Raw genomic sequence first — 20,531 nt, 5'->3', positions numbered from 1 at the left:
ATTGCACCCGGTCAAAATTTCTCGCGGTCACGTCAGCCCAGGCTAGCCGAACAACCAGCAAGGGATTGGCGTTCAGCTGATCGAACAGAACGTGGGAGCCAGTCCGGTACCAATCCGTCGCGGCATAGGCGACCGTGAAGAGCAGGACGCCCAGGGCCAGCGCCATAAACATCATGAAAATTGCTGTTGCGACTTTCTGCATGGGTGGCTCGCTAGATCGTCTCGGCTTTGGTGAACTTGATCTCGCTGATGCCGCGTCGTCCGCCTTCAGTGCGGACCATCTGGACGACCACCGGAATGACCTCGCGCAAGTAGTCGAGGATTTCGCTTCGTAAGAGGCCCGTACTGCCCTGCATGACCATGAGCGCCAGCCGCTCGTAGGCGGACCGGGCGGAATTGGCATGGACGGTGGTGAGCGAACCCGGGTGGCCGGTGTTGATCGCCTGGAGGAAGGCGAAGGTTTCAGCGCCGCGCAACTCGCCCAGCAACAGACGGTCGGGTCGCATGCGAAGCGAGGCCTCGAGCAGCTGTTGCGCGGAGACCTTTGCAAGGCCCTGGTCGCCCTTCGAAGCTATCAGGGTGACGTTGTTGGGAGCCGGCAGCCTCAGTTCGCGGGTATCTTCGATCGTGATGATCCGTTCATGAGGCGGGATCTCCTTCAAGAGCGCATTCAAAAACGTCGTCTTGCCGGTTGACGTACCACCTGAAACGACGATGGAGACGCGGTTGCGCACCGCATGTTGCAGGAAGTCCATCGGCGACGTGTCGTGCAGCATTTCCACAAGTCGCTTTTCTTCTGTTGAAAGCGCCAAGCCGGCGCCCATCGCCGTGTTCTCGAAGGCGCAGTGTTGACGGCGGCTGGTCAGAGCGACAGGCCGCGATCAAGCGTGGACAATCCGATGTGGCCCGCTTCACTGAAATGGGACTGCAAGACCGCTGCCAAAATCGTGTGTGAGCGTGATGGCAGTTGCTCGGTGGCTGAGGGCCACACCGGATTTGTGCTGAACTACGGCAGCAGCGAAGCTGAGTTCCCGGCCAGCAATGTCAGGATCAAACGCCACTATCAACAGACTGTGCAGGCAAGCCCTTTGCAGCAGGAAGTTAAAGTCGAACTGGCCGACAACCGGGTTCTATGGCTGACGGCCGTGGATGCCAGCCGCACGTATTCGGAAGCGTGGGTCGGCGCACTGAGCGAGTTGAAGGGTGGCGCGGTACTGATGGAATCCGAGGGAGTCTATTGCATGCCGCACAAGTGAATGCGCCCGAGAGGGCAGGCGAGCAAAGGGCGATATGGTCTGACCGCGGCGTCGGACCTCGGCGTGGCAGAAGCGTTCAGAGTGTTCCCTCCAGGTTTATCGGGCGATGAGGTGATAGTAAGTAATATAGATCCGTCGCATCAAGGCTTATGGTGGGAGAGACTGTCACAACATTTGATATTAATTCGCCATGGAACTGCCAAAGAGGTTGATGCGAGAGCCAGATATACTTGAAATAACCGAGAAATATCTACTTTTACTGGTGAAAGTCGCATAAGATATCTTATGGAACTGACGTTTATTGCCGCAAAATAGAAATGTCTTGATTCTGCAAAGTAGGAATGTCGCCCTGCTCGTCAACGAGCGAGGGAGACGGCAGAATGGGATTGATCCTCATGAGCGAGCGCGAGCTGCAACGCATTGAGGTGCTTTCGAAAGTTGTGGAGCGGCGCACGACCATGGTGTCGGCCGCACGGGTGCTGGGACTGTCGGCTCGGCAAGTTCAGCGTCTGTTGAAGACCTTCCAGGCTGAAGGCGCTGCGGCACTTCGGCACAAGGCTCGAGGACGACCATCGAACCATCGATATGTCGCCGGCGTCGGCGAGTTGGCGATCCAGTTGGTCCGAGAACATTATCTCGACTTCGGCCCGACCTTGGCGGCCGAGAAGCTGGCCGCGAACCACGGCCTGGTCGTGTCGCGCGAGACATTGCGCAAATGGATGGCGGAGGCTGGGATTTGGCTGTCGCGCAAGCAGCGCCGGACATTCCATCAGCCGCGTTTGCGCCGGGAATCTTATGGCGAGCTGGTGCAGATCGACGGCAGTGATCACCGTTGGTTCGAGGAGCGCGGCGACCCATGCACCCTGCTCGTTTTCATCGATGACGCGACCGGCAAACTCCAGCAGCTTCGCTTTGTGAAGTCGGAGAGCACGTTCAGTTACTTCGAGGCCCTGGAGCTTTATCTGAAGGCGCATGGTTGCCCGATAGCCCAGCCCAACCGGCACACAGCGCCTTTACAGCATTTTACTCCGTCGCTGACCCGCTGAGGTCTTCAAAGCGTAGTCGCGGCCTGCCCGACGGCTGAGCAAGGGTCGTTTGTGCCGGCAACTCTGACAGCGGCCCAATCGTCGCGGCGGCCCATCCGGCACCGCTATCGCGGTTGCGTTCACCCCCCTCGCCTTCGATCGAGCCGAGCCTGGCAGGCCATCCGACAACCAAAGATGATTGCTCATGAAAAACGACTTACCTTGATGTAGTCACGGTCGCGACTACGCGCATCTTCCGTGCTTCATCATCGCCTTGCGACGAAGCTCGACATGCAAGCTGACCGATCGGCTTCCCGCCATCAGCCGCGTGAAAGGTTTCTTTTCTATATCCTCCGAGGTGCCCTGCCGGGCCTCCCGGCCTTGCATGCGCATCAGTGGCGCGTTTCTCAAGGCCGGCAAAAGCGCCTCTACCCCAATCAAGCAGGAGCGTTGGGACAAATCGGTCCTCCTTGTCTGCCATTCCTCACCCACATTGCCGACCCCAAACCCTTCCGCATCTACGCACGAGTAGACTGACCGGCGCGCGGCCGCGGTATCGAAAGAGATCGCTCGCCAGGCGACATGCTGGTCGCGCGCTATCTCCGTCATCGGTTTGGATGTCGCGCAAGCCGTCGGCGAGCAGGTTGAAGCCCAAGCTGTTCAGAAAGATCGCAAAAGCCCCGAGCGGCCTCGATCCACCATTGGTCGAAGATGACCTGGGTGCCGTCGGCCACCATCGACTCCGAATCCCGAGGCCAAGAAAGCCGAGACCCGCGGCGGCAAGGATGACGCCGCTCATATCAAGCGCGATGCGATGATGGCCGACGGCAGCAGCATTGGCAGCACATGGCCCTATAGCAGCCGGACACCGCGGATCCCGACCATTTCGGCCGCAGCGAGATAATCGTCGCGGCGCAATGCGGCCGTCTCCACGCGCGCCTGGCGCGCATAGGCGGGCCTGCTCGTCAGCGCCAGCGCCAATGCGCCGTTGACGAGCCCGGGTCCAATCAGGGCAACGAAGGCGAAGCCAGGACGAGGCGCGGAAAGGCCATGACGTCGGTGACGCGCATCAGCCCACGTTCGACGATACCGCCGAAGAATCCAGCCAGCATGCGCTGCGCTCGACTTTTTGGGTTCGGGCATTTGGGCAACCGCTGCCGCGTTACCTGGCGTTTGAGGTTGGGCGTCTACCGCCCTCTGGTCGAGGGCGGGCCTACGGATCCGCGTTCGATGATCGTGGTCGGCAAAATGAGCCGTTCGGGCGATCGTGTTTCGCCCTTCAACCGACGGATGAGCAATTCCGCGACACTCTTGCCAAGTGCATAGACTGGCTGGTCGATCACGGTGATGGGCGGGGTTGTCACGCTCGTCCAATCCGCATCATGGAAGGTGATCAGCGAAATATCCTCGGGAACCCGCAAGCCGCGCTGGCGGATCACCTTGAAGATCTCCAGCGCTATGACGCTGTCGGAAGCAAGGATCGCCGTCGGCCGATCTGGTCCGGACAGGAGTTTGTCGGCAACCCTGCGCGTTTCGGCAGGGCTTGTTGCACCAAGGCGAACATAACGTTCCGGCCGATCAATTCCGGCACTTCGGCACACGGTGAGGAAGCCGTTGATACGCTCGCGAACCGAGGAGGTGTAGATTTGCCCGAGATCGCGGTATTCATGCCCTTCGGCGTCGACCGCGGTCACATAGGCGATGTTGCGGTGGCCGGCATCCGCGAGAATGCTCGTCGCCCCCATGGCGATGCCACGATCGTCGACCGTGACAGTATCGACATCCAGATCGGGCAGCGCCCTGTCGAGCAGCGCAAGCGGCCGGCCTGAGCGATGGATGTCGCGCAGGTGTGAGATGTCACGCGATTCCGACGGCGTGACGATCAGACCGTCGACGCGCTTGCCGATCAACAGCCGCACAGCCGCCTTTTCAACCTCGATCCTCTCGCCGGAGTTGGCCAGAATGACGTTGAACCCGGCTGCCCTCGCGGCGTCGCTGATGCCGCGCACCGCGAGGCTGAAGAACGGGTTCTCGATGTCGCCGACAACCACCCCGATGATGCCGGAACGGCCGGTCGTCATGCTGCGAGCCAACTCGTTCGGCCGGTAGTCCAATGTCTTGGCCGCGGCCAGGACATCCGCGCGGATCATATCGCTGACGACGCCGTATCCGCCGAGCACTCGCGCGGCTGTCGCTTTCGACACGTTTGCCGCGCGGGCGACGTCGCTGACCGTTATGGCCCGGGTCTTGAGTGCGGTTCTTTTCATCGGATGGACGACTACAAGAGTTGTTGACGGAAGGTCAATCTGACGATAACGATTATCAAAGAGACCGGTCTCAGTCAATAAAGAGACCGGTTTCTTTTAGAAATTGCGAGCCGAAAGGCCGTGACGAAAACGTCTCGCGGTCGCGGGCGATGTCAGGCGCAAGATTGCGGGCTCGACGTAAATACCAAGAAGAACAGACCTTCAGAGTGGAGAGAAGACATGAACAGGATGGGAATTCTCAAGTCGCTGATGTCACCGATCCGGACTGGCGCTATGGCTCTTGTGGCCGTGTGCATCGGTGCTGGGTTGGTTTCGGGAGCCGCCGCCGCGGATGACAATCCCTATGGTCTTATTGATGCGAAAGTCATCAGCGTTGGTACTATGGGCGATGCCAAACCTTACGCTTTCACCCAAGCGGACGGCACGTTCACCGGCTTCGACATCGAATTGTTCCGCAACGTCGCGAGCCGCCTTGGATTCAAGCCGGACCAGGTGATCTTCACCGGCCAGGAATTCTCGGCGCTGATGCCTTCGGTTGCGAACGAACGTTTCGATGTCGCGGTCGCCGCAATCGGTACGACGGAAGCGCGCAAGAAGACCGTCGACTTTTCCGACGGGTATCTTGCAGGCTATCTATCGGTACTTACCGCCGACAAGGCGATAAATTCGGCGGATGGACTCAAGGGCAAGCGTCTCGGGGTCGTTCAGGGCACACTGCAAGAGATCTATGCGGCGAAGAATTTTGTCGGAACTGATCTCGTCAAATTCCCCGACAACAACTCCGCCGTTTCAGCACTCAACAACGGAACCGTCGACGCGCATTTCCTGGACTACGAGGCCGCCAAACAATATGGCGAGCGCTATTCGGGGCTGACGATCGCGGTCAACATTCCTTCCTTCGACGCGCCCGCGGGCTTCGTGCTGCGCAAAGGCAACGACAAGTTTCGCGAGGCATTGAACACCGCCCTTCACGCGGCGATGCAGGACGGAACCTGGAAGACACTATACGAGAAGTGGTTCCCCGGTTCGCCGATGCCCGACCAGTATCTTCCCAAGAAGTAGCCGCACCCGGCCGCTGGCTTTTTACGCCGGCGGCCGGACCTTATGATGTCGGACGACGCGGACAGCGCAACCGAAAGGGGGGCGAATGGACTGGCTTGAAAACCTGCGGCGCAGTTTCCTCGACTGGCAGGCCATGGCGGACGTGCTGCCGAGCATGATCTCCATCGGATTGAAGAACACCGTGGTCCTCGCGGCTGCATCCACGGTACTGGGCGTCATCCTCGGCATGATCCTGGCAGTCATGGGCATCTCGCAATCGCGCTGGCTGCGCATTCCCGCCCGGGTCTACACGGATATTTTCCGTGGCCTTCCGGCGATCGTCACGATTTTGCTGATCGGTCAGGGCTTCGCCCGCATCGGCCGTGAGATCTTTGGACCTTCGCCCTATCCGCTCGGCATTCTCGCCCTCAGCCTAATCGCCGGCTCCTACATCGGCGAAATCTTCCGCTCGGGCATCCAGAGCGTCGAGCGCGGGCAGATGGAAGCCTGCAGGGCGCTCAGCATGAGCTACGGCCAAGGCATGCGCTTGATCGTGATACCGCAAGGCATCCGCCGCGTCTTGCCGGCCCTGGTCAACCAGTTCATAGGCAACGTCAAGGATTCGAGCCTTGTCTACTTCCTCGGTCTGCTCGCGTCGGAGCGCGAGATTTTCCGTGTCGGTCAGGACCAGGCGGTGGTCACCGGAAACCTCTCGCCATTGCTTCTGGCCGGCGTCTTCTATCTCGTCATCACCGTGCCGTTGACCCATGTGGTCAACTACATAGACAACTCGCTCCGGGTCGGAAAGCAAAAGGCCGGCCTCGTCACCAGCGGCCTTGCCGAAGTGAGTGAACTGGAAAGCGCAATCGGCGGTCCATCTTCCGAGGCCAGCCCCGACGGCAGCTCGGCGCTGCCCCGGTTCAAGGGCGGCAGTCTCGCCATCGCCAATCTCGACATGGCCTACGGCGATCTCGATGTCCTCAAGGGCGTCAGCCTGACGGTCAAGCCGGGCACGGTCACATGCGTCATTGGTCCGTCAGGTTCGGGCAAATCGACCCTGTTGCGCTGCCTCAACCGCCTGGTCGAGCCCAAGGGCGGTGACGTGCTGCTCGATGAAGCGAGCATCCTTGCGATGAAGCCCGAGAAACTGCGCCGGCGCATCGGCATGGTTTTCCAGCATTTCAACCTGTTTCCCGATCACACGGCCCTGGAAAACGTCATGCTGTCGCTGACCAAGATCAAGGGCATTCCGGTGCAGGAGGCCGAGCGTATCGCCGCGGCGCGCCTCGCCGATGTTGGGCTTGCGGCCCGCAAACACCATCGTCCCGGCAGTCTCTCCGGTGGCCAGCAGCAGCGTGTGGCGATCGCCCGTGCGTTGGCGATGGATCCGGAGGTCATCCTGTTCGATGAGGTGACGAGCGCTCTCGATCCCGAACTGGTGAAGGGCGTTCTCAACCTTATGGCGGATCTCGGCCGGCGCGGCATGACAATGGTCGTGGTGACTCATGAAATGGGCTTTGCCCGCAAGGTCGCCGATCAGGTGGTCTTCATGGATGAAGGCCGCGTCATCGAGGCTGGCACGCCTGTTGCTATCTTCGACACCCCGAAAAGCGCGCGTCTGAAACATTTCCTTGCCGAAGTGCTTTGATCGCACCATCGCAGCCCTGAGGCACATCGAAACCAAGATGCCTTCGTCGCGGCCGCCGAATCCAACCTTCATACAGTGAAAGAAATATCCCATGGCTACATCGCATTCGGTCTCAAAGGTGGTTGTTGTCGGGGGCGGTATTTTCGGTGTCTCCTCGGCCGTTCATCTTGCAAGGCTCGGCATCGAAACCGTCCTGGTCAATGATGGACCGCTCGCCAAGGGAGCTTCCGGCCGCTCGCTCGCCTGGCTCAATTCCGCCCGCAAGCGGTCGGCTGAATACCATCGCCTGCGCATGACCGGTATCGACCGCTACCGGACGCTGTCCGCGAGATATCCGGATGCCGCCTGGCTGCGTTTTGACGGCGGCCTGACATGGGACGCGGACGACGCCTCGAACGAGATCGCCGATGTCTTCGTCCATGAGAAAGACCTCGGCTATGACGCGCGGCATCTGTCCCGAGATGCGATAGCGTCGGTCACCCCGGGCATAGATGCCAGCGCGGTCACGCCTCAGGGCGCGATCTTTAACCCAGGCGAAGGCTGGGTCGATCTGCCGTCGCTGATCGAGATACTAATTGCGGAATTCGTGGCGCGTGGCGGTCAGCTTGTCACCGATGCCGGAAGCGCCGCGGTCACGGTCGCCAACGGTCGCGCCACTGGCGCCACCACGACAAGCGGCATCAGCTTTACCGCCGATGCGGTGCTGCTGGCCACCGGCGGTGATGTGCCGCGCATGGTTGCACAGTCCGGCCAACATATCGCCGACGGGACGCCGATTGCGCTGCTGGTAAGGACCAAGCCGATCCACTTGCCGCTTCGGGCGGTGCTCAACACGCCACGCGTCGCCATCCGACCGACGCCGGACGGAGCTTTCGTGCTCGATTCCGCCTGGTCGGAAGAAGAAGTGGTCGTCAATTCCGATGGCGCGTATGGGGTGCTGGATTCCACTGTTCAGGGGCTTCTCAACGAAGCCTCGAAGGTTCTCGCGGGCCATCCGAAACTGGATCTGGAAAGCTATGGTGTCGGCCCCAAGCCAATCCCCGCGGACGGCGAGCCGGTATTTGGCCAATTGAAGGACATCGAGGGCTACTACGTCGCCTTCAGCCACAGCGGCGCAACGCTTGGCCTGATCGCCGGCGAGCTGCTTGCCGACGAGATCGCCACCGGGAGAGAGCACCCCCTCCTTGCAAACTTTCGGCCGGCTCGATTTTCTTGAAAATCGATGCAAGATCTGAACTGCCGCAAATCCTATGCGTGCAACGGCTCATTCGAAACCGCACAAGCGGGATATTTCGCACAGCTTTGTCGTCTTGCTTCAGTCGGAACCTCAAGCCTCCAACGCACGGAGTAATCCTTCCAGATTTCGCTCACCGTCCCTGGTCTGCGCGCCAGCCTTCAGCCCGCCCCGGATGAGCTTTGCGGCAGCGGGACGTTCGAAAAGACCCGCCCAGCGTCGTGCTCACGCCGATAGCCGTCGCGCAGGTCTACAGGAGGCAGCGCCCCTCTTGGCCGCGGCAATGACGCCTTCCGGCAATGCGTCAATGTTGCGCGCCAACTGGTCAACGAAGTCATCGAGCTCCGAGACCGGAAGCGCTCGGTTGTTCCATCCGTAGCGTTCTGCCGTCGTCGCGTCGACGAGTTCGGCGCCGAGGATCACTTCAAGAGCCGACCGCGCGTCATCCGGCTGGAGAGATGCGATTGAAGGCATCAACACCTTTTCGAACGCCCAGGCGCCACCGCGTTGGCGCGGATTCCGTCGGAGCCATGCGCATAGGCGAGTGAGCGGGTGTAGGAGACGAGTGCTGCCTTACTGGCCGAATAGGCGGCATTCTGGCCGCTGGCATTGAAGGCGCCGACGGAAGCGATGTTGACGATCGCGCCGCCGCGCTTTTTCATGAGCGGCAGTGCGGCGCGGCAGACCATCATGGCGCCCGTCACATTGACCGCGAAACTGCGTGCCCAGGTCTCGTCGCTCAGGCTCTCCGGCTCGTCGAGGATCATCACCCCGGCGGCGTTGACGACGATGTCGAGACACCCGCCGCAGGCGTCGATGGCGCGCGCGACATCGTCTGCGCTGGTAAGTCGCCGTGCACGGCGACATTACCGCTCGCCTTGGCGGCGCCGTCCAGGGCCTCACTGCCGAGGCCGAAGGCGATGACTTCGGCGCCGTGCCGGCTGAACAGCTCGGCGGTGGCGCGGCCCATGCCGGTGGCAGCACCGGTGATGAGCGCCTTGCGGCCTTCAAGGCGCCGGCTCATGTCAGCCCCCAACGGCGTTCGACGGCATATCCGGTTTCCGGTAGCGTCGAACCGCCATCGACGACGATGGTCTGGCCGGTGGTGTATCTCGCCTGCACCGAGGCGAGGTAAAGCATGGCGTAGGCGATGTCGTCGGCCTCGCCGAGATGGCCGACGGGGATGTGTTGGCCGAGGCGCCCCGCAACCTCCGGCGCGCTCATCGTGCCCCTGCCCGGCTTGGTGATGAAGCCTGGCTCGACACCGTTGACGGTGATGCCGTCGCGCGCGAACTCGAAAGCGGCCCCGCGGATGAAGGCGTTGACGCCGGCCTTGGCGGCCGAGTAATGCGCGCCCCCGGCCATCGCCACGCGCGCCGACACCGACGAGGTGACGAGGATGCGGCCGAAGCCGTGCTTGCGCATCACAGGCACTGCTGCCTGCGCCAGCCAGAAGCAGGGCTTGAGGTTGAGCGCCAGCGCTTCTTCGAGCTTGTGCTCGTCCAGATCCCAATCGAGGCCCAGGGACAGCCGCCGGCATTGTGGACGACGATGTCGAGCCGACCAGCCTGGCGTACGATGTCGCCGACCAGTGCGTGCAGCCTGGCGCGGTCGAGGCCAACAAGAGGAACCGCACGCACGTCCAGCTTGCGGGCTGACAATTCGGCGGCCAGCGCTTTCGCAACATCCAGGGTTCGGTTGGCGATGACGACCGAAGCGCCAGCTTCGGCGAAGCGGGTGACGATGGCGGCCCCAATGCCGCGCCCGCCGCCGGTCACCAGCGCCACCTTGCCGCTGAAATCGAACGGGTGCGCCATCGCTCAGACGACTCCGGCGCCACGCACAAGATCAACGAAACGGGTGAACACCTCGGCGTGGCGGTCGACATCGGTCTCGGTCGTCGCCGGGCACATCAGGAACATGGTGTGGAAGGGCGTTACCAATATGCCCTCGTTCATGTAAAAGGCGTGCAGCAGCGTCTCGAGATCGCCGCGCCGGCCGGCGATGACATCGGCGCCGTTCTTCGGCGGCTGCGGCATGAACATGATCTCGGCGCGGGCGCCGATCTGCGTCACATGCCAGGGCAATTCGTTGGTGGCGATGATGCCTCGCGCGGCTTCTGCCAACCGCGAGGCCCTGGCGATCATGACCTCGAAGTTGGCTGGCGTCAGCACCTCTTCCAACACCGCGGGCATGGTGGCGACGGTAAGCGCATTGCCGGCCAACGTGCCGCCGATGCCGAGATGCGCCGACTGGCGCACGCGCGGATTGACCATCGGCACGATAGCCCACAACCGCTCGGCGATCGCCTGCGACACGCCGAAGGCCGGAATGCCGCCGGCGATGGCCTTCCCGGCGACCAGAATGTCCGGCTCCAGCCCGTGCAAGGAGGTATAGCCAGCCGCGCCGCTGGAGATCGTGTGCGTCTCGTCGATGATGAGGATCGTCCCGGTGCGGCGGGTGATCTCGCGAGGTGCTTCATGAAGGCCATCGGCGACCGGGATCATGCCGAAATTGGTCATCAGTGCTCGGTCAGCACGCAGGCGACGTCACCAGCCGAGAGTGCCGTTTCGAGCGCAGCGACATCGTTGAACTCGACCACCTTCGATACGGCCGAATGGTTGACGCCATTGGGATGGATCATGTTGCGCAGGCCGACACGGCCGTCGCGGATCTCGACATGCGCCTCCTCGACGCCGCCGTGATAGCAGCCGGAAAAGACCAGCACCTTGTCGCGGCCGGTGATCATGCGAGCGATGCGGATGGCTCCGCGATTGGCGTCGGTGGCCGAGGTGGTGAATGTCCAGTAGGGCAGGCCGAAGCGACGCTGCAGCTCAGTGCCAACCCACAGGCTGTCCTCCGTAGGCAGCATCATCGTCGTGCCGTTCTGCAACTGGCGGAGCGCCGCGCGCGTCACCGCCTCCGGCGCGTGGCCGCACATGCCGCCAGTGTCGCCAAGCGCAAAGTCGACATAGTCGTGACCGTCGATGTCGCTTATGTGAGCGCCGCTGGCCGTGGCGGCATAGACCGGAAAGCCGCCGGCCCAGCGCCGCATCCAGTGCGAGGGGCCGCCATAGAGGAAATGCTTCTTGCGCCGACGGCAACCAGGTCATCGGGACGGCCGCGCAACTCCTCACGGATGTCGTCGATGAGGAGGTCGATGCTGCAACTCTTGCCGACAATCCGGGCGAGTGTTTCGCGGCCGACGGGCTCGCTCGGCGCAAAGATGGTTGCTTCGACCCCATGCATCCATTCGCGCCAGCGCGCCTCCAGCGGCAGGTGATCCAGTTATCGGTTGTGTGGGTCCTTACGTTAGAAATGGCCGTAGCCGCCCGCGTTTCAACGGTCGCAGGAGAGTGTCAGCGACCTTTTCGAAGACTGGTGGTCATCAAAGGAGGGTGGACGATCACGGTGCACGGGCATATCTTCCACAGACGCTTTCAAACCTGCGGGCGCGAGCCTGTCACGGGCCGGTAGAAGATCACACGTACCGACGGAACAAGCTGGTTGAGGTAATCGAAATCCCCAACATTGCCGGTCAGAACTGTCGCGCCCAGCAGACCGGCCTGGTGAAAGATCAGCGCATCGTTGAGGAAGCGGCGTTCATGCCCCTCCCCTTTCGGCAGGCGGCTTAGCCGGAACAGCAGGCCGGCAAGCATGCCGGCGCGTCCCCAGGCGGTGACGTCGGGTGCGTGCAGCCGGTGCGCCGGAATATCTTCGATCGTGTCCGCAACCACTTTCAGGACCGACTTCGTCGTGGGATGCCCCGGATCGAGCCGGCCGAACACATGGCTGAGCTCGGCAAGGCAGACCGCCGAGTGCTGACAGAGCCGATAGGTCAGAAGGTCATCGACCGCTTCGGGCGTGCGCCCCTGCAGCACATCCAGATAGATGCTCGTGTCGAGAAGCAATGCACCGCCGACAGGCGGCTGGTCCCCTGCCCAGGACAGAGCGGAATCCGGCCGCCGTTCCAGCCCCCCGGCACGCCGCTGTGGCTTGAGGGAACGCAGCGCGCTCCCGAGATCAAATGCCAAGATCAATGTCCGCGGAGATGCTGCCCTTGCGGCGGATGAGCTGGGCGCCAAAATCGTCCTCGAGGGCTAGCCGCGACAAGGCGAGCTCCAGCAGTTCGGTGTCGGAGGTCACATGAGCGCGCTTCTTTGCCGCCTCGATCAATTCCGATGGCACCCTGCCCGACAGGCGTGTGTTCTTGGCCGCGCCGAGAAGGCCGACCGCCCTCGCCTGCTCAAGCACAAGACGGTTCCGGGTGTGGGCGATCCGCTCCTCGCTTTCGGCTGCCGTTGTGCCGCGTATGCTCATCCTGGATTCTCCACTGTTGAACGAAACATAAAGGATGTTGAACATGAAAGCAAGGATCGGCACTGAGAAAGAGGGCGCCAGGAGGGTCATCAATGGATCGGACATGGCACGTCGCCCGGTGATGCGATAACTGCACGCCTTGGACCCCCCTCTCAACCAGTAAACGGAATTCTTGCCCCCTCAGCCAGTGCCTGCCACGACCAGGCCTTGCGAATGCGGGTGAGGACGGCGGGGTTACATCCGGCCAACGACGATCGGCCTTGCCTTCTGGCTCATCAACAGGAAAGCAACTCTGAGGTATTGGCGCACAGTGCGCAGCGGTGCAGGGGATCGAAGCTCGCTACGATTCGGCGGCACAGAGATTGAAGACGCTTGCGATCAGGTCGAGAGCGCTCCAGATCCGCAGAGGAGGGAGGGACTGGTCGGCGATATTCGACGAAACGGCGCCAGATGCCGCTCCGGAACTCGGTCTGGAAACGGCATGACCCTATAAGGAGAACGCAAAGCACCGAACCTGCCCACTCGGGATTATTCCAACAATTGCTCCCGTTGTGGCCAGTCTCCAATCCCATCGCATCATGGGTTGCATACCGCCGACCGCGACACGCGCGAAGACAGCTACGAAAGAAGCTGGACAGGGCGTCCTTGCGCTGACAGCAGTTTAACCGCCCTGCGGTCGAAAGAGACGAATGTCTCCCCACCCAGCCAGTCGCCGTCGGAGGCAATCACGCCATCCGCGAAATCACCGCCGGCCTCAAGCACTGCAAGCCCTGCCTCGACAGCTGGCCGGTTGACGATGACATTTGCGGTGTTCGCCAAGGCTCGGATTGCCGCCACTATATCTGCGCGTGCGGTTTGATACTGTCGGCCCAAAACCCATGCGAACTCGCACAAGGCCTGGAGGCTAACAGCCACGATGTCTGCCTGCGCCAGGAGATCGACGGCCGCTTCCGCCTGTCGTTCATCGTCGGCGACATAGGCGCGCAGCAGAACGTTGGTGTCGGCCGTGACCTTCATTCCTTGCTCGATCCAGCTGCAGTGCCTGCTTCCGCGATTGCCTCATTGATCTCCTCAATGCTCAACACCCGGCCATTCGTTTTGCCCTTGAGAAAACCGTAGAGCTCCCGGAATGATCCCTTTGCCCGCGCCGCCTTCAATTCCGCCCGGCCGTCGGGGAGCAGATCAAGTTCGATCTTCTCGCCCGGCCGAATACCGAGATGCTGCAGCACATCCTTGCGAAACGTCACCTGTCCGCGTGCGGTAACAGTTAGCGTCGTCACTTTGACAGTTCCGATTCATCTACATGATTAGATAATGCACAATTGCATTACGATCAATAGCAGTGGTCCAGGCCGCATATCGCTAATCTGCCTCAAAGGGCCCGGCCCGATCACTTGAGCCCTTGGCAAGCATCAATGGGGAGGACCCTCCCGGTGGACGCCTTGCCCTAGCGGTGGGGATGAGTCTTGGCCGATCCGGCCAACAGGTCGCCGGAGTTACGACCCACGCAAGTAGGTCGGCGGGCGCCCAGAATATCACCTACCTGCGCCTAGCCATCAAGGTCGATGCGTGCGTGGAGCTGTGCCTCCCGTTACGGCACTGTCGCATTTCTAACTGGCTGCGCTCTGCCCTTTGGAACCGCCAATGCGACATTTCTACATCATCGCCACAAATTGTCGAATATATATATGTATATATATATAATACTTGACCGTACGCTGTCCCTGACGGCTCTCGATCAAACCGGAGAGGCTATTGGAGCGCACCGAGGGAGCCTTACTGGAACGCGCCCGACCGGGCTGCGCAACCCCCACCAGCTGCCGGCCCGATCGGGCGCTTGTGTGTCAGCGCCGGGAATTGCGCGCCTGTTCAGCGCGACATGCATCGTCCAGTTGTCACCGGCGCCAGTTCACAATTGCCGGGTTGCTGCCAATCCTAACGCCATAGATGAGCCGCCAGCGCAGCAAGGAGGCCGGCCTGCTTAGCTTCGTGAACCATGCAGGTGAATCATCTGCACACGTCTGCATCCTGCCAAAATATCAGGCGTCCCTTGGAAGCACCTGAAGTACCCGTGCTATGAACATATGGAACTCTGCCATGTAATTCCGCAAGAACTCCTGCGTAGATTCGACCGTGACCTCGCCGTCATCCGTAATCAGCCCCGGCGTGAACTGGATATAGGCTTCCGGAGCGTTCATCTGAGGGGAGTTGCAGAAGCTGAGCACGCTGCGCAGGCTCTGCTGGGCCACCGCGGTGCCTATAGTTCCGGGCGATGTCCCAATGACGGCTGAGGGCTTGCGGGCGAAGGAGTTCTTGCCATAAGGGCGGCTGGCCCAGTCGATTGCGTTCTTCAACCCACCCGGAATCGAGCGATTGTACTCCGGCGTGATGAAAAGGACGGCCTCGACGGCGGCGATGGCGTCCTTGAAGGCACGTGCGACAGGTGGAAAGTCAGCATCGTAATCGTAGCTGTACAGCGGCAATTCCCTGAAGGAAATCTCCGACATCTTAAGCTCTGGAGGAGCAAGCTGTACGAGCGCTTTTGCAAGCTTACGATTGATCGATGCCGTGGCGAGGCTGCCGATCAGGTAGCCGACTTTATGCGTGCTCATGTGGCACTCCCATATTGCCGCCCCCAAACAGTATCTGCTTAGTCAATGGGGCACGCCAGCCCATTTCGGCAACGGCCTGGAGCCGACTGCTGCAGGGTTCACGACGTAGGTCATGCGCAACGTCATGATTGTAAGAAGTCGGGGAAAGAGGCGCCAGCCGCGTCTGGGTATGCGATGAAACGAAAACCGAAGCGCGTTCCTGCGATGCGCTGGTGCTTCGTGGCGACAGGTTTCGGACAGCTAGCGACGTCACTGGCATTGGCACGCCGCAGCGCACAGCCTCTCATATGAGCCGGTAGCGAGCAAGCAAGCGACTGAGTGGATCCGCACAACGAAAATTGGCCGCAAGCGCATGACTTTGCGGGCAAATTCACAGTTTCGTGGGGTTATATCGGCGCGGACATAACCCCATTTCCTTTTCATATTGCGTCAGCAAATCAGTGAGATGGCGGGCGCTCCCCGGGGTCAACTTCGGTGCTGATTCACACACAACCCGCATGACGCAGGGGGTTCCTGGAGTTACGGTGCAAGTTGCCCACGACGTGGTTTTCCATTCTATTCGCAGATCGCTCGGCTTTTGGCCGACATAATGAGCATGATGCATACTAAAGGAATTTGGTGAAATTGATCTCGATCAACGCAACTCGACCGAGAACATAGGATCATTCACAGTTGGACCAGCAAGTTTTCGAGGAGGTCGCTATGGCCGACAAAGTTGAAAAGCTCGTGAGGGAATGTAATCAGAGCCGAAGTAGGGGCGCGGACTTCCCGACGATCTGGCGGACAATGTTGAAACGGCATTCGTACGTATCGGGTCCGCCGGTGCAGGACCTGGACCAGCACGGGCCTCTTCTCAGTATCCCTTTGATAACCGGCCGCCACATCTTGTTCGGCGGTTCAGGTTTCCGGGCTGACTAGTTTTTGGCTGCCGCGCACTCGCATCGTGGCGACGCGGATCAGGCTCTACTCGCTGGCATCACAACATGAGGTAGGCCGGAGACTGCGACAGCAAGCAAGACATTGATCGTCGGCATTATTGAAAGCTCGTCGACGACTTTCGCCTTGATCATCACGTGCGCCATAAAGGCGGACATAGGAAGTGTCGCGAGCAGAGGATAGGTTGAGCGCAGAAAAGACCGTATCCGCCATGCTCGAAATATTGCCTTCGAAGATGCCCATCACAATCAGCGAGGCGAGTCCAAGCGCCGCGAAGATCGGCATACCCGTGAACAACAAAACGATAAGCAGGATGAGGATGAAGAGGATCATCGCGACGGCCCCTTGGCAAGCGTTGCGCGATCTTCAGAATCGCCACCAAGCGCAGCACGAAGGCACCTGGCAGCAGGGTGGATTGGGGGAGCCACATGGGCAGCTCGAGATATTCGGTCGAGTAGTCGCCGAACGACCACGAAAACTTCACGGTGCGTCTCCGACAGGACTCGAGGCATAGCGAAGATTGCTATAGCTCACCATTCATGGCATTATGAGCTATAGAAAGGTGCTCTATAGCTCATGGCATGGAATTGGGAGCAAGCCGACTGGCCGCGTTTTACCTACGACAAGAAAGTATTGGAACCGCTGGAAAGCGAGTTCCTGTTGCGGTCGGGCGAACTCCTGGGCGTCTTTCGTCATGTCGGCGCCGACGACCGCAACCAGATCCGCATTGATCTCATTAGCGAAGAAGCCTTGAAGACATCGGCGATCGAAGGGGAATACCTCAACCGCGAGAGCCTGCAATCATCCCTACGCCAGCAACTTGGGCTGGGCAGCGCGACCAGTTGGATTCCGCCTGCCGAGCGGGGAATCATTGAAATGATGGCCGATGTGTATTTGCATTTTGCAGAACCGCTCTCGCACCGCATCCTCTACGCTTGGCACAAGATGGTGATGTCGGGTGAGCGGCGTATCGAGACCATAGGCAACTATCGCCAGCACGCCGATGCCATGCAAATCGTTTCCAATCGACTGGATAAGCCCAAAGTGCATTTCGAAGCGCCACCTTCGGCGCGGGTGAAACCCGAGATGGACGCCTTCGCTGCCTGGTTTAACGATACCTCACCCAAAGGTGCGAAACCCCTCCCTGCGTTGATGCGTGCCGGTATCGCTCACCTTTATTTCGAGAGCATTCACCCTTTCGAGGATGGCAACGGTCGCATAGGGCGTGCCCTTTGCGAAAAGGCGCTGGCGCAAAACCTCGGGGAGCCGAGCCTCATCGCTTTGGCCTACACGATCGAACGCCACCGTAAGGCCTATTACGATAACCTGGAGGCTAGCAACAAGAACAACGCGATTACAGACTGGCTACTCTACTTCGCCAACACGATCCTTGAGGCGCAGCGCGTAACGCTCGCCCGTGTCGAATTCTCCGTCGCCAAGGCCAAGTTTTATGAACGTTACCGGGATCAGTTCAACGACCGCCAGGAAAAGGTCATTGCTCGGATGTTCCGCGAAGGCATCGACGGCTTCAAAGGGGGGCTCAGTGCCGAGAATTATATCGCCATCACACAGGCGTCACGCGCCACGACAACCAGAGATTTGAAGGACCTGGTTGCCAAAGGTGCACTAACAAAGACCGGGGAGCTCAGGTACACGCGCTACGCACTCCACGTGTCCGATTCCGACGGATAGGCCTTCTACTCCTACCCATGATCTCGCACGAAACGCCAAGTGCGGTCGGTCACCGTCAAGGAATGCCTCATCCACGACACCTGACTAGATGGCGCCGAAAGTCGAGCAACGCCCCTCCTTCCAGAAAACTCAGCGCGCTAGTCAATCGCTCGCGGCCAATCCGGACTGGGTCGAGAAGCCAAACCGCGACGCCAAACAGGAACAGGATGATACTGTGCTTGCGACAATCCGGACCGCATGGCTCCAGCGGTAACGCCTCTAATGCTGATGCCAACCGTTCACGGCCTGGGCATGCCCTTAGGTCGAAGATGACGTTTCTGTGGGGCAATACGGAAGGGTGCATTAGGAGCACCGTAACCCTTATAGGCGCCGCGCCGCTCGACGATCTCGAAAATGAAGCCTTCACCCCACATCGCGGCGTAGAGCTGAAAATATTCGCCTGCCTCGTCGCGATCGTAGAGAATGTTTTCGTCCCGAAGCCGGGCGGCGAAATCAGGATCGAGACCGAAGCGGGCTTCAACGTCGTCATAGTAGTTTCGTGGCATGGGTAGGGCGGCAAAGTCGTTGGCCTTCAGCGCCGTGGCGGTGGCGAAAATATCGTCTGTAGCGAAAGCCAGATGCTGAACGCCGGATCCGAAATTCTCGGCGATGAAATGGCCGGCGAGCGTGCGCCGATTTTCCGCGCCGTTGAGCGTCAGCCTGAATGTGCCCGCCCCGTTTTCGATCACCTGGCTGCGCACCACGCCACCCGGATCGATCACGTCGACCATCGGTGTTTTGTTGGTGCGGAAAATCGACGTGTAGAAAAGCAGCCAGCTCAGCATTTCGTCGTAGTTCATCGTTTGGCCGACATGATCGATCCGCGTCAGCCCTGCTGCGAACGCGTTTCCGCCATCTCCTGCAGGCACGAATTCGACATCCCAAACCGCGGCTAGTTCCGCCCCGGGGTCGATGAAGTGGATCAACCCGCCGCCGACGCCGCGGATCGCCGGAACTTCAATTCGCGAGCACCGACCGTCTGATCGAACGGCTCCGCCCACAATACCTTGGCGCGGGCGACGGTGACCTTGGCGTCTTCCACTTTCAGGCCGATGGCGCAAACCGATGTGCCATGCACGACGAAGGACGAGTGGGCAAAGCCCTCACGCTCCGTATTGATCACGACGTTGATTTCACCTTGCCGGTAGAGCGTCACATCCTTCGACACGTGGCGGCCTGCCCTGTCGAAGCCCAATTGCCGCAGCAGCACCGCCAGGTGCGCCGCATCCTCATGGTTCGCGGCAAACTCGATGAATTCAACACCGTGCACTTCCACCCGATCCGGCATGGCTGGCACCGTCAGGCTGAGTGTGGGCTCGGCGCGTTTTACCTGGTCCGCCAGATAAAGCAGCGATCTTCGCCCGTCGACCGATATCGTACGAAGTGGGCCGCCACGGAACTGGTCGTTGAATATCTCGAGAGAGAGATAGCCGTCGTAACCGGTGGCGGCGACGGCTCGCAGAAAATCCTTTACCGGCAGATCGCCCTCGCCCGGCATGTTGCGGAAGTGCCGGCTCCAGTAGAGCGGGTCCATCTGGATCATCGGTGCGTCGGCAAGCTGCACGATGAATTATCTTGTCCTTGGGAATGGCGCGGATCGAGGCCACGCCGATCTTCCTCGCCAGCGTGTGAAAGGAATCGAGGATCAAGCCAACATTTGGATGATCGGCGCGGCGCACGACCTCCCATGCGTCGCGGTGATCGTTTATATGTCGGCCCCATGCCAGCGCTTCGTATCCGACACGCAGGCCACGCCTGGCCGCGCGCTCGCCGAGTTCGCGGAAGTCCTCCGCGGCACGGTCGATGCCACCGGTCGAGATCGGCGACACGCTTGAGCAGACAAGCATGAGATCCGCACCGAGCCCCCCATCAGATCGAACTTGCGCTCGGCGCGGTCGAAGGCCCGGCTGCGATGAGGCTCGGGCAATGTCTCGAAATCGCGAAACGGCTGGAACAAGCTGATTTCCAAGCCTGAATTGCGGACCATCCGCCCAACATCCTCCGGCGTGCCGTCGAAAGCCACGAAGTCGTTCTCGAAAATCTCGATACCATCGAACCCCGCCGCCGCGATGGCGGAAAGCTTATCGGGGAAAGCGCCGCCGTCGGACCGGGTCGACGCCCTCGAAACTGTCGATAGCGGTCCTACCGCTGGTCAACATGAGCGGTGATGCAGAACAGTCGTTCTTCACCGACGGGCTGACGGAAGACATCATTACCGATCTGTCGAATGTGCCTGGATTCTTCGTTATCGCCCGCAATTCCACCTTTGCCTACAAGGGCAAGTCCACCGACGTCCGCAAAATCGCCCATGAGCTCGGGGTGAGATACATCCTTGAGCATGGACCTGCCACGCGCCCACCTTTCTGGCACGCCCAGCAATCAACAGCACCTTCCCTGATTTTGTCGCAGTCATGTTGGCACCCTGAAGACGCCGAGGCGCCGAGTGAATATTCGGCGAAGT

The 20,531-nt window shown here is 60.5% G+C and carries 18 protein-coding genes and 5 pseudogenes; 7 read left to right on the top strand and 16 right to left on the bottom strand.

Features of this window, described 5'->3' with window-relative positions; all coding sequences use genetic code 11:
- Positions 1-212: 212 nt before the first annotated feature.
- Positions 213-824, bottom strand: a complete 612-nt coding sequence (locus NKJ26_RS27580; protein WP_502903215.1) for an ATPase, T2SS/T4P/T4SS family — start codon at positions 822-824, stop codon at positions 213-215.
- 75 nt (positions 825-899) lie between these two features.
- On the opposite strand from NKJ26_RS27580, the gene NKJ26_RS27575 reads away from it, so the two are divergent.
- Positions 900-1,256 carry a hypothetical protein gene (locus NKJ26_RS27575; RefSeq protein WP_352698466.1) on the top strand — a complete coding sequence of 119 codons (357 nt, stop codon included), beginning with the start codon at positions 900-902 and terminating at the stop codon, positions 1,254-1,256.
- Positions 1,257-1,636: 380 nt separating this feature from the next.
- A pseudogene (locus tag NKJ26_RS27570) lies at positions 1,637-2,245 on the top strand (helix-turn-helix domain-containing protein); the annotation flags it as partial.
- Between the two features lie 1,223 nt (positions 2,246-3,468).
- Here NKJ26_RS27570 and NKJ26_RS27565 read toward each other — a convergent pair.
- Positions 3,469-4,548 (bottom strand): LacI family DNA-binding transcriptional regulator, encoded by a 1,080-nt coding sequence (locus tag NKJ26_RS27565; protein WP_352698464.1) that lies wholly within the window; start codon positions 4,546-4,548, stop codon positions 3,469-3,471.
- 219 nt (positions 4,549-4,767) lie between these two features.
- Between NKJ26_RS27565 and NKJ26_RS27560 the strand changes: the two genes are divergently transcribed.
- The 3 genes from NKJ26_RS27560 (at position 4,768) to NKJ26_RS27550 (ending at position 8,453) form a co-directional block, all read left to right on the top strand.
- Positions 4,768-5,610: an ABC transporter substrate-binding protein gene (locus tag NKJ26_RS27560; protein WP_352698462.1), complete on the top strand. Its 843-nt coding sequence runs from the start codon at positions 4,768-4,770 to the stop codon at positions 5,608-5,610.
- An 85-nt stretch (positions 5,611-5,695) separates the two neighbouring features.
- The gene (locus tag NKJ26_RS27555; protein ID WP_352698460.1) at positions 5,696-7,237 is read left to right on the top strand and encodes an amino acid ABC transporter permease/ATP-binding protein; all 1,542 of its coding nucleotides are present in this window, start codon (positions 5,696-5,698) and stop codon (positions 7,235-7,237) included.
- A gap of 91 nt (positions 7,238-7,328) precedes the next feature.
- Entirely contained in the window at positions 7,329-8,453 is a 1,125-nt protein-coding gene (locus NKJ26_RS27550; RefSeq protein ID WP_352698458.1) for an NAD(P)/FAD-dependent oxidoreductase, read from the top strand.
- Positions 8,454-8,696: 243 nt separating this feature from the next.
- Here NKJ26_RS27550 and NKJ26_RS27545 read toward each other — a convergent pair whose 3' ends face one another.
- The 13 genes and pseudogenes from NKJ26_RS27545 to NKJ26_RS27485 form a co-directional block, all read right to left on the bottom strand.
- Entirely contained in the window at positions 8,697-8,945 is a 249-nt protein-coding gene (locus tag NKJ26_RS27545; protein ID WP_352698456.1) for a hypothetical protein, read from the bottom strand.
- The gene (locus NKJ26_RS27540; protein WP_352698510.1) at positions 8,945-9,262 is read right to left on the bottom strand and encodes an SDR family oxidoreductase; all 318 of its coding nucleotides are present in this window, start codon (positions 9,260-9,262) and stop codon (positions 8,945-8,947) included. Before NKJ26_RS27540 ends, NKJ26_RS27545 begins: the two co-directional genes overlap by 1 nt.
- Complete coding sequence (locus NKJ26_RS27535; protein WP_352698454.1) at positions 9,238-9,495, bottom strand: SDR family NAD(P)-dependent oxidoreductase; 258 nt, start codon at positions 9,493-9,495, stop codon at positions 9,238-9,240. The genes NKJ26_RS27540 and NKJ26_RS27535 overlap by 25 nt, the downstream gene beginning before the upstream one ends.
- Positions 9,492-10,288 (bottom strand): annotated as a pseudogene (locus NKJ26_RS27530) (SDR family oxidoreductase). Before NKJ26_RS27530 ends, NKJ26_RS27535 begins: the two are co-directional and overlap by 4 nt.
- Positions 10,289-10,291: 3 nt before the next feature.
- A complete protein-coding gene (locus NKJ26_RS27525; protein ID WP_352698452.1) occupies positions 10,292-10,993 on the bottom strand; it encodes an aminotransferase class III-fold pyridoxal phosphate-dependent enzyme in 702 nt (233 codons plus the stop codon).
- Entirely contained in the window at positions 10,993-11,526 is a 534-nt protein-coding gene (locus NKJ26_RS27520) for an aminotransferase class III-fold pyridoxal phosphate-dependent enzyme (RefSeq protein WP_352698450.1), read from the bottom strand. Before NKJ26_RS27520 ends, NKJ26_RS27525 begins: the two co-directional genes overlap by 1 nt.
- Before the next feature lie 41 nt (positions 11,527-11,567).
- Positions 11,568-11,720, bottom strand: a pseudogene (locus NKJ26_RS27515) (SMC-Scp complex subunit ScpB); the annotation flags it as partial.
- A gap of 191 nt (positions 11,721-11,911) precedes the next feature.
- Positions 11,912-12,505, bottom strand: a complete 594-nt coding sequence (locus NKJ26_RS27510) for a type II toxin-antitoxin system VapC family toxin (RefSeq protein WP_352698449.1) — start codon at positions 12,503-12,505, stop codon at positions 11,912-11,914.
- Entirely contained in the window at positions 12,495-12,791 is a 297-nt protein-coding gene (locus tag NKJ26_RS27505; protein WP_352698447.1) for a hypothetical protein, read from the bottom strand. The genes NKJ26_RS27510 and NKJ26_RS27505 overlap by 11 nt, the downstream gene beginning before the upstream one ends.
- A gap of 618 nt (positions 12,792-13,409) precedes the next feature.
- Positions 13,410-13,808 (bottom strand): type II toxin-antitoxin system VapC family toxin, encoded by a 399-nt coding sequence (locus tag NKJ26_RS27500; RefSeq protein WP_352698445.1) that lies wholly within the window; start codon positions 13,806-13,808, stop codon positions 13,410-13,412.
- A complete protein-coding gene (locus NKJ26_RS27495) occupies positions 13,805-14,071 on the bottom strand; it encodes an AbrB/MazE/SpoVT family DNA-binding domain-containing protein (RefSeq protein ID WP_059186960.1) in 267 nt (88 codons plus the stop codon). The genes NKJ26_RS27500 and NKJ26_RS27495 overlap by 4 nt, the downstream gene beginning before the upstream one ends.
- Positions 14,072-14,830: 759 nt before the next feature.
- The gene (locus tag NKJ26_RS27490) at positions 14,831-15,403 is read right to left on the bottom strand and encodes an NADPH-dependent FMN reductase (RefSeq protein WP_352698444.1); all 573 of its coding nucleotides are present in this window, start codon (positions 15,401-15,403) and stop codon (positions 14,831-14,833) included.
- A gap of 963 nt (positions 15,404-16,366) precedes the next feature.
- On the bottom strand, positions 16,367-16,672 hold the full coding sequence (locus tag NKJ26_RS27485; RefSeq protein WP_352698443.1) for a hypothetical protein: 306 nt from the start codon (positions 16,670-16,672) through the stop codon (positions 16,367-16,369).
- Positions 16,673-16,915: 243 nt separating this feature from the next.
- Here NKJ26_RS27485 and NKJ26_RS27480 point away from each other — a divergent pair, with 243 nt between their 5' ends.
- A complete protein-coding gene (locus NKJ26_RS27480) occupies positions 16,916-18,031 on the top strand; it encodes a Fic family protein (protein WP_352698441.1) in 1,116 nt (371 codons plus the stop codon).
- Positions 18,032-18,309: 278 nt separating this feature from the next.
- Here NKJ26_RS27480 and NKJ26_RS27475 read toward each other — a convergent pair.
- Positions 18,310-20,141: pseudogene (locus NKJ26_RS27475) on the bottom strand (bifunctional sugar phosphate isomerase/epimerase/4-hydroxyphenylpyruvate dioxygenase family protein).
- A gap of 47 nt (positions 20,142-20,188) precedes the next feature.
- Between NKJ26_RS27475 and NKJ26_RS27470 the strand changes: the two are divergent.
- Positions 20,189-20,407 (top strand): annotated as a pseudogene (locus tag NKJ26_RS27470) (hypothetical protein); the annotation flags it as partial.
- Between the last annotated feature and the right edge of the window lie 124 nt (positions 20,408-20,531).

Origin of the sequence: Mesorhizobium sp. M0152 (assembly GCF_040322415.1) — a bacterium.
In the GTDB taxonomy this organism is placed as follows: Bacteria; Pseudomonadota; Alphaproteobacteria; order Rhizobiales; family Rhizobiaceae; genus Mesorhizobium.
Note: the sequence above shows the minus strand (reverse complement) of the source record. Positions and strands in the feature narration are given on the sequence as shown.

Bases quoted from the DNA above. Each gene is read 5' to 3' on its own strand.
- NKJ26_RS27580 (WP_502903215.1), bottom strand. From the start codon at position 824: ATGGGCGCCGGCTTGGCGCTTTCAACAGAAGAAAAGCGACTTGTGGAA.
- NKJ26_RS27575 (WP_352698466.1), top strand. From the start codon at position 900: ATGTGGCCCGCTTCACTGAAATGGGACTGCAAGACCGCTGCCAAAATC.
- NKJ26_RS27565 (WP_352698464.1), bottom strand. From the start codon at position 4,548: ATGAAAAGAACCGCACTCAAGACCCGGGCCATAACGGTCAGCGACGTC.
- NKJ26_RS27560 (WP_352698462.1), top strand. From the start codon at position 4,768: ATGAACAGGATGGGAATTCTCAAGTCGCTGATGTCACCGATCCGGACT.
- NKJ26_RS27555 (WP_352698460.1), top strand. From the start codon at position 5,696: ATGGACTGGCTTGAAAACCTGCGGCGCAGTTTCCTCGACTGGCAGGCC.
- NKJ26_RS27550 (WP_352698458.1), top strand. From the start codon at position 7,329: ATGGCTACATCGCATTCGGTCTCAAAGGTGGTTGTTGTCGGGGGCGGT.
- NKJ26_RS27545 (WP_352698456.1), bottom strand. From the start codon at position 8,945: ATGCCTTCAATCGCATCTCTCCAGCCGGATGACGCGCGGTCGGCTCTT.
- NKJ26_RS27535 (WP_352698454.1), bottom strand. From the start codon at position 9,495: ATGAGCCGGCGCCTTGAAGGCCGCAAGGCGCTCATCACCGGTGCTGCC.
- NKJ26_RS27525 (WP_352698452.1), bottom strand. From the start codon at position 10,993: ATGACCAATTTCGGCATGATCCCGGTCGCCGATGGCCTTCATGAAGCA.
- NKJ26_RS27520 (WP_352698450.1), bottom strand. From the start codon at position 11,526: ATGCGGCGCTGGGCCGGCGGCTTTCCGGTCTATGCCGCCACGGCCAGC.
- NKJ26_RS27505 (WP_352698447.1), bottom strand. From the start codon at position 12,791: ATGAGCATACGCGGCACAACGGCAGCCGAAAGCGAGGAGCGGATCGCC.
- NKJ26_RS27500 (WP_352698445.1), bottom strand. From the start codon at position 13,808: ATGAAGGTCACGGCCGACACCAACGTTCTGCTGCGCGCCTATGTCGCC.
- NKJ26_RS27490 (WP_352698444.1), bottom strand. From the start codon at position 15,403: ATGAGCACGCATAAAGTCGGCTACCTGATCGGCAGCCTCGCCACGGCA.
- NKJ26_RS27485 (WP_352698443.1), bottom strand. From the start codon at position 16,672: ATGATCCTCTTCATCCTCATCCTGCTTATCGTTTTGTTGTTCACGGGT.
- NKJ26_RS27480 (WP_352698441.1), top strand. From the start codon at position 16,916: ATGGCATGGAATTGGGAGCAAGCCGACTGGCCGCGTTTTACCTACGAC.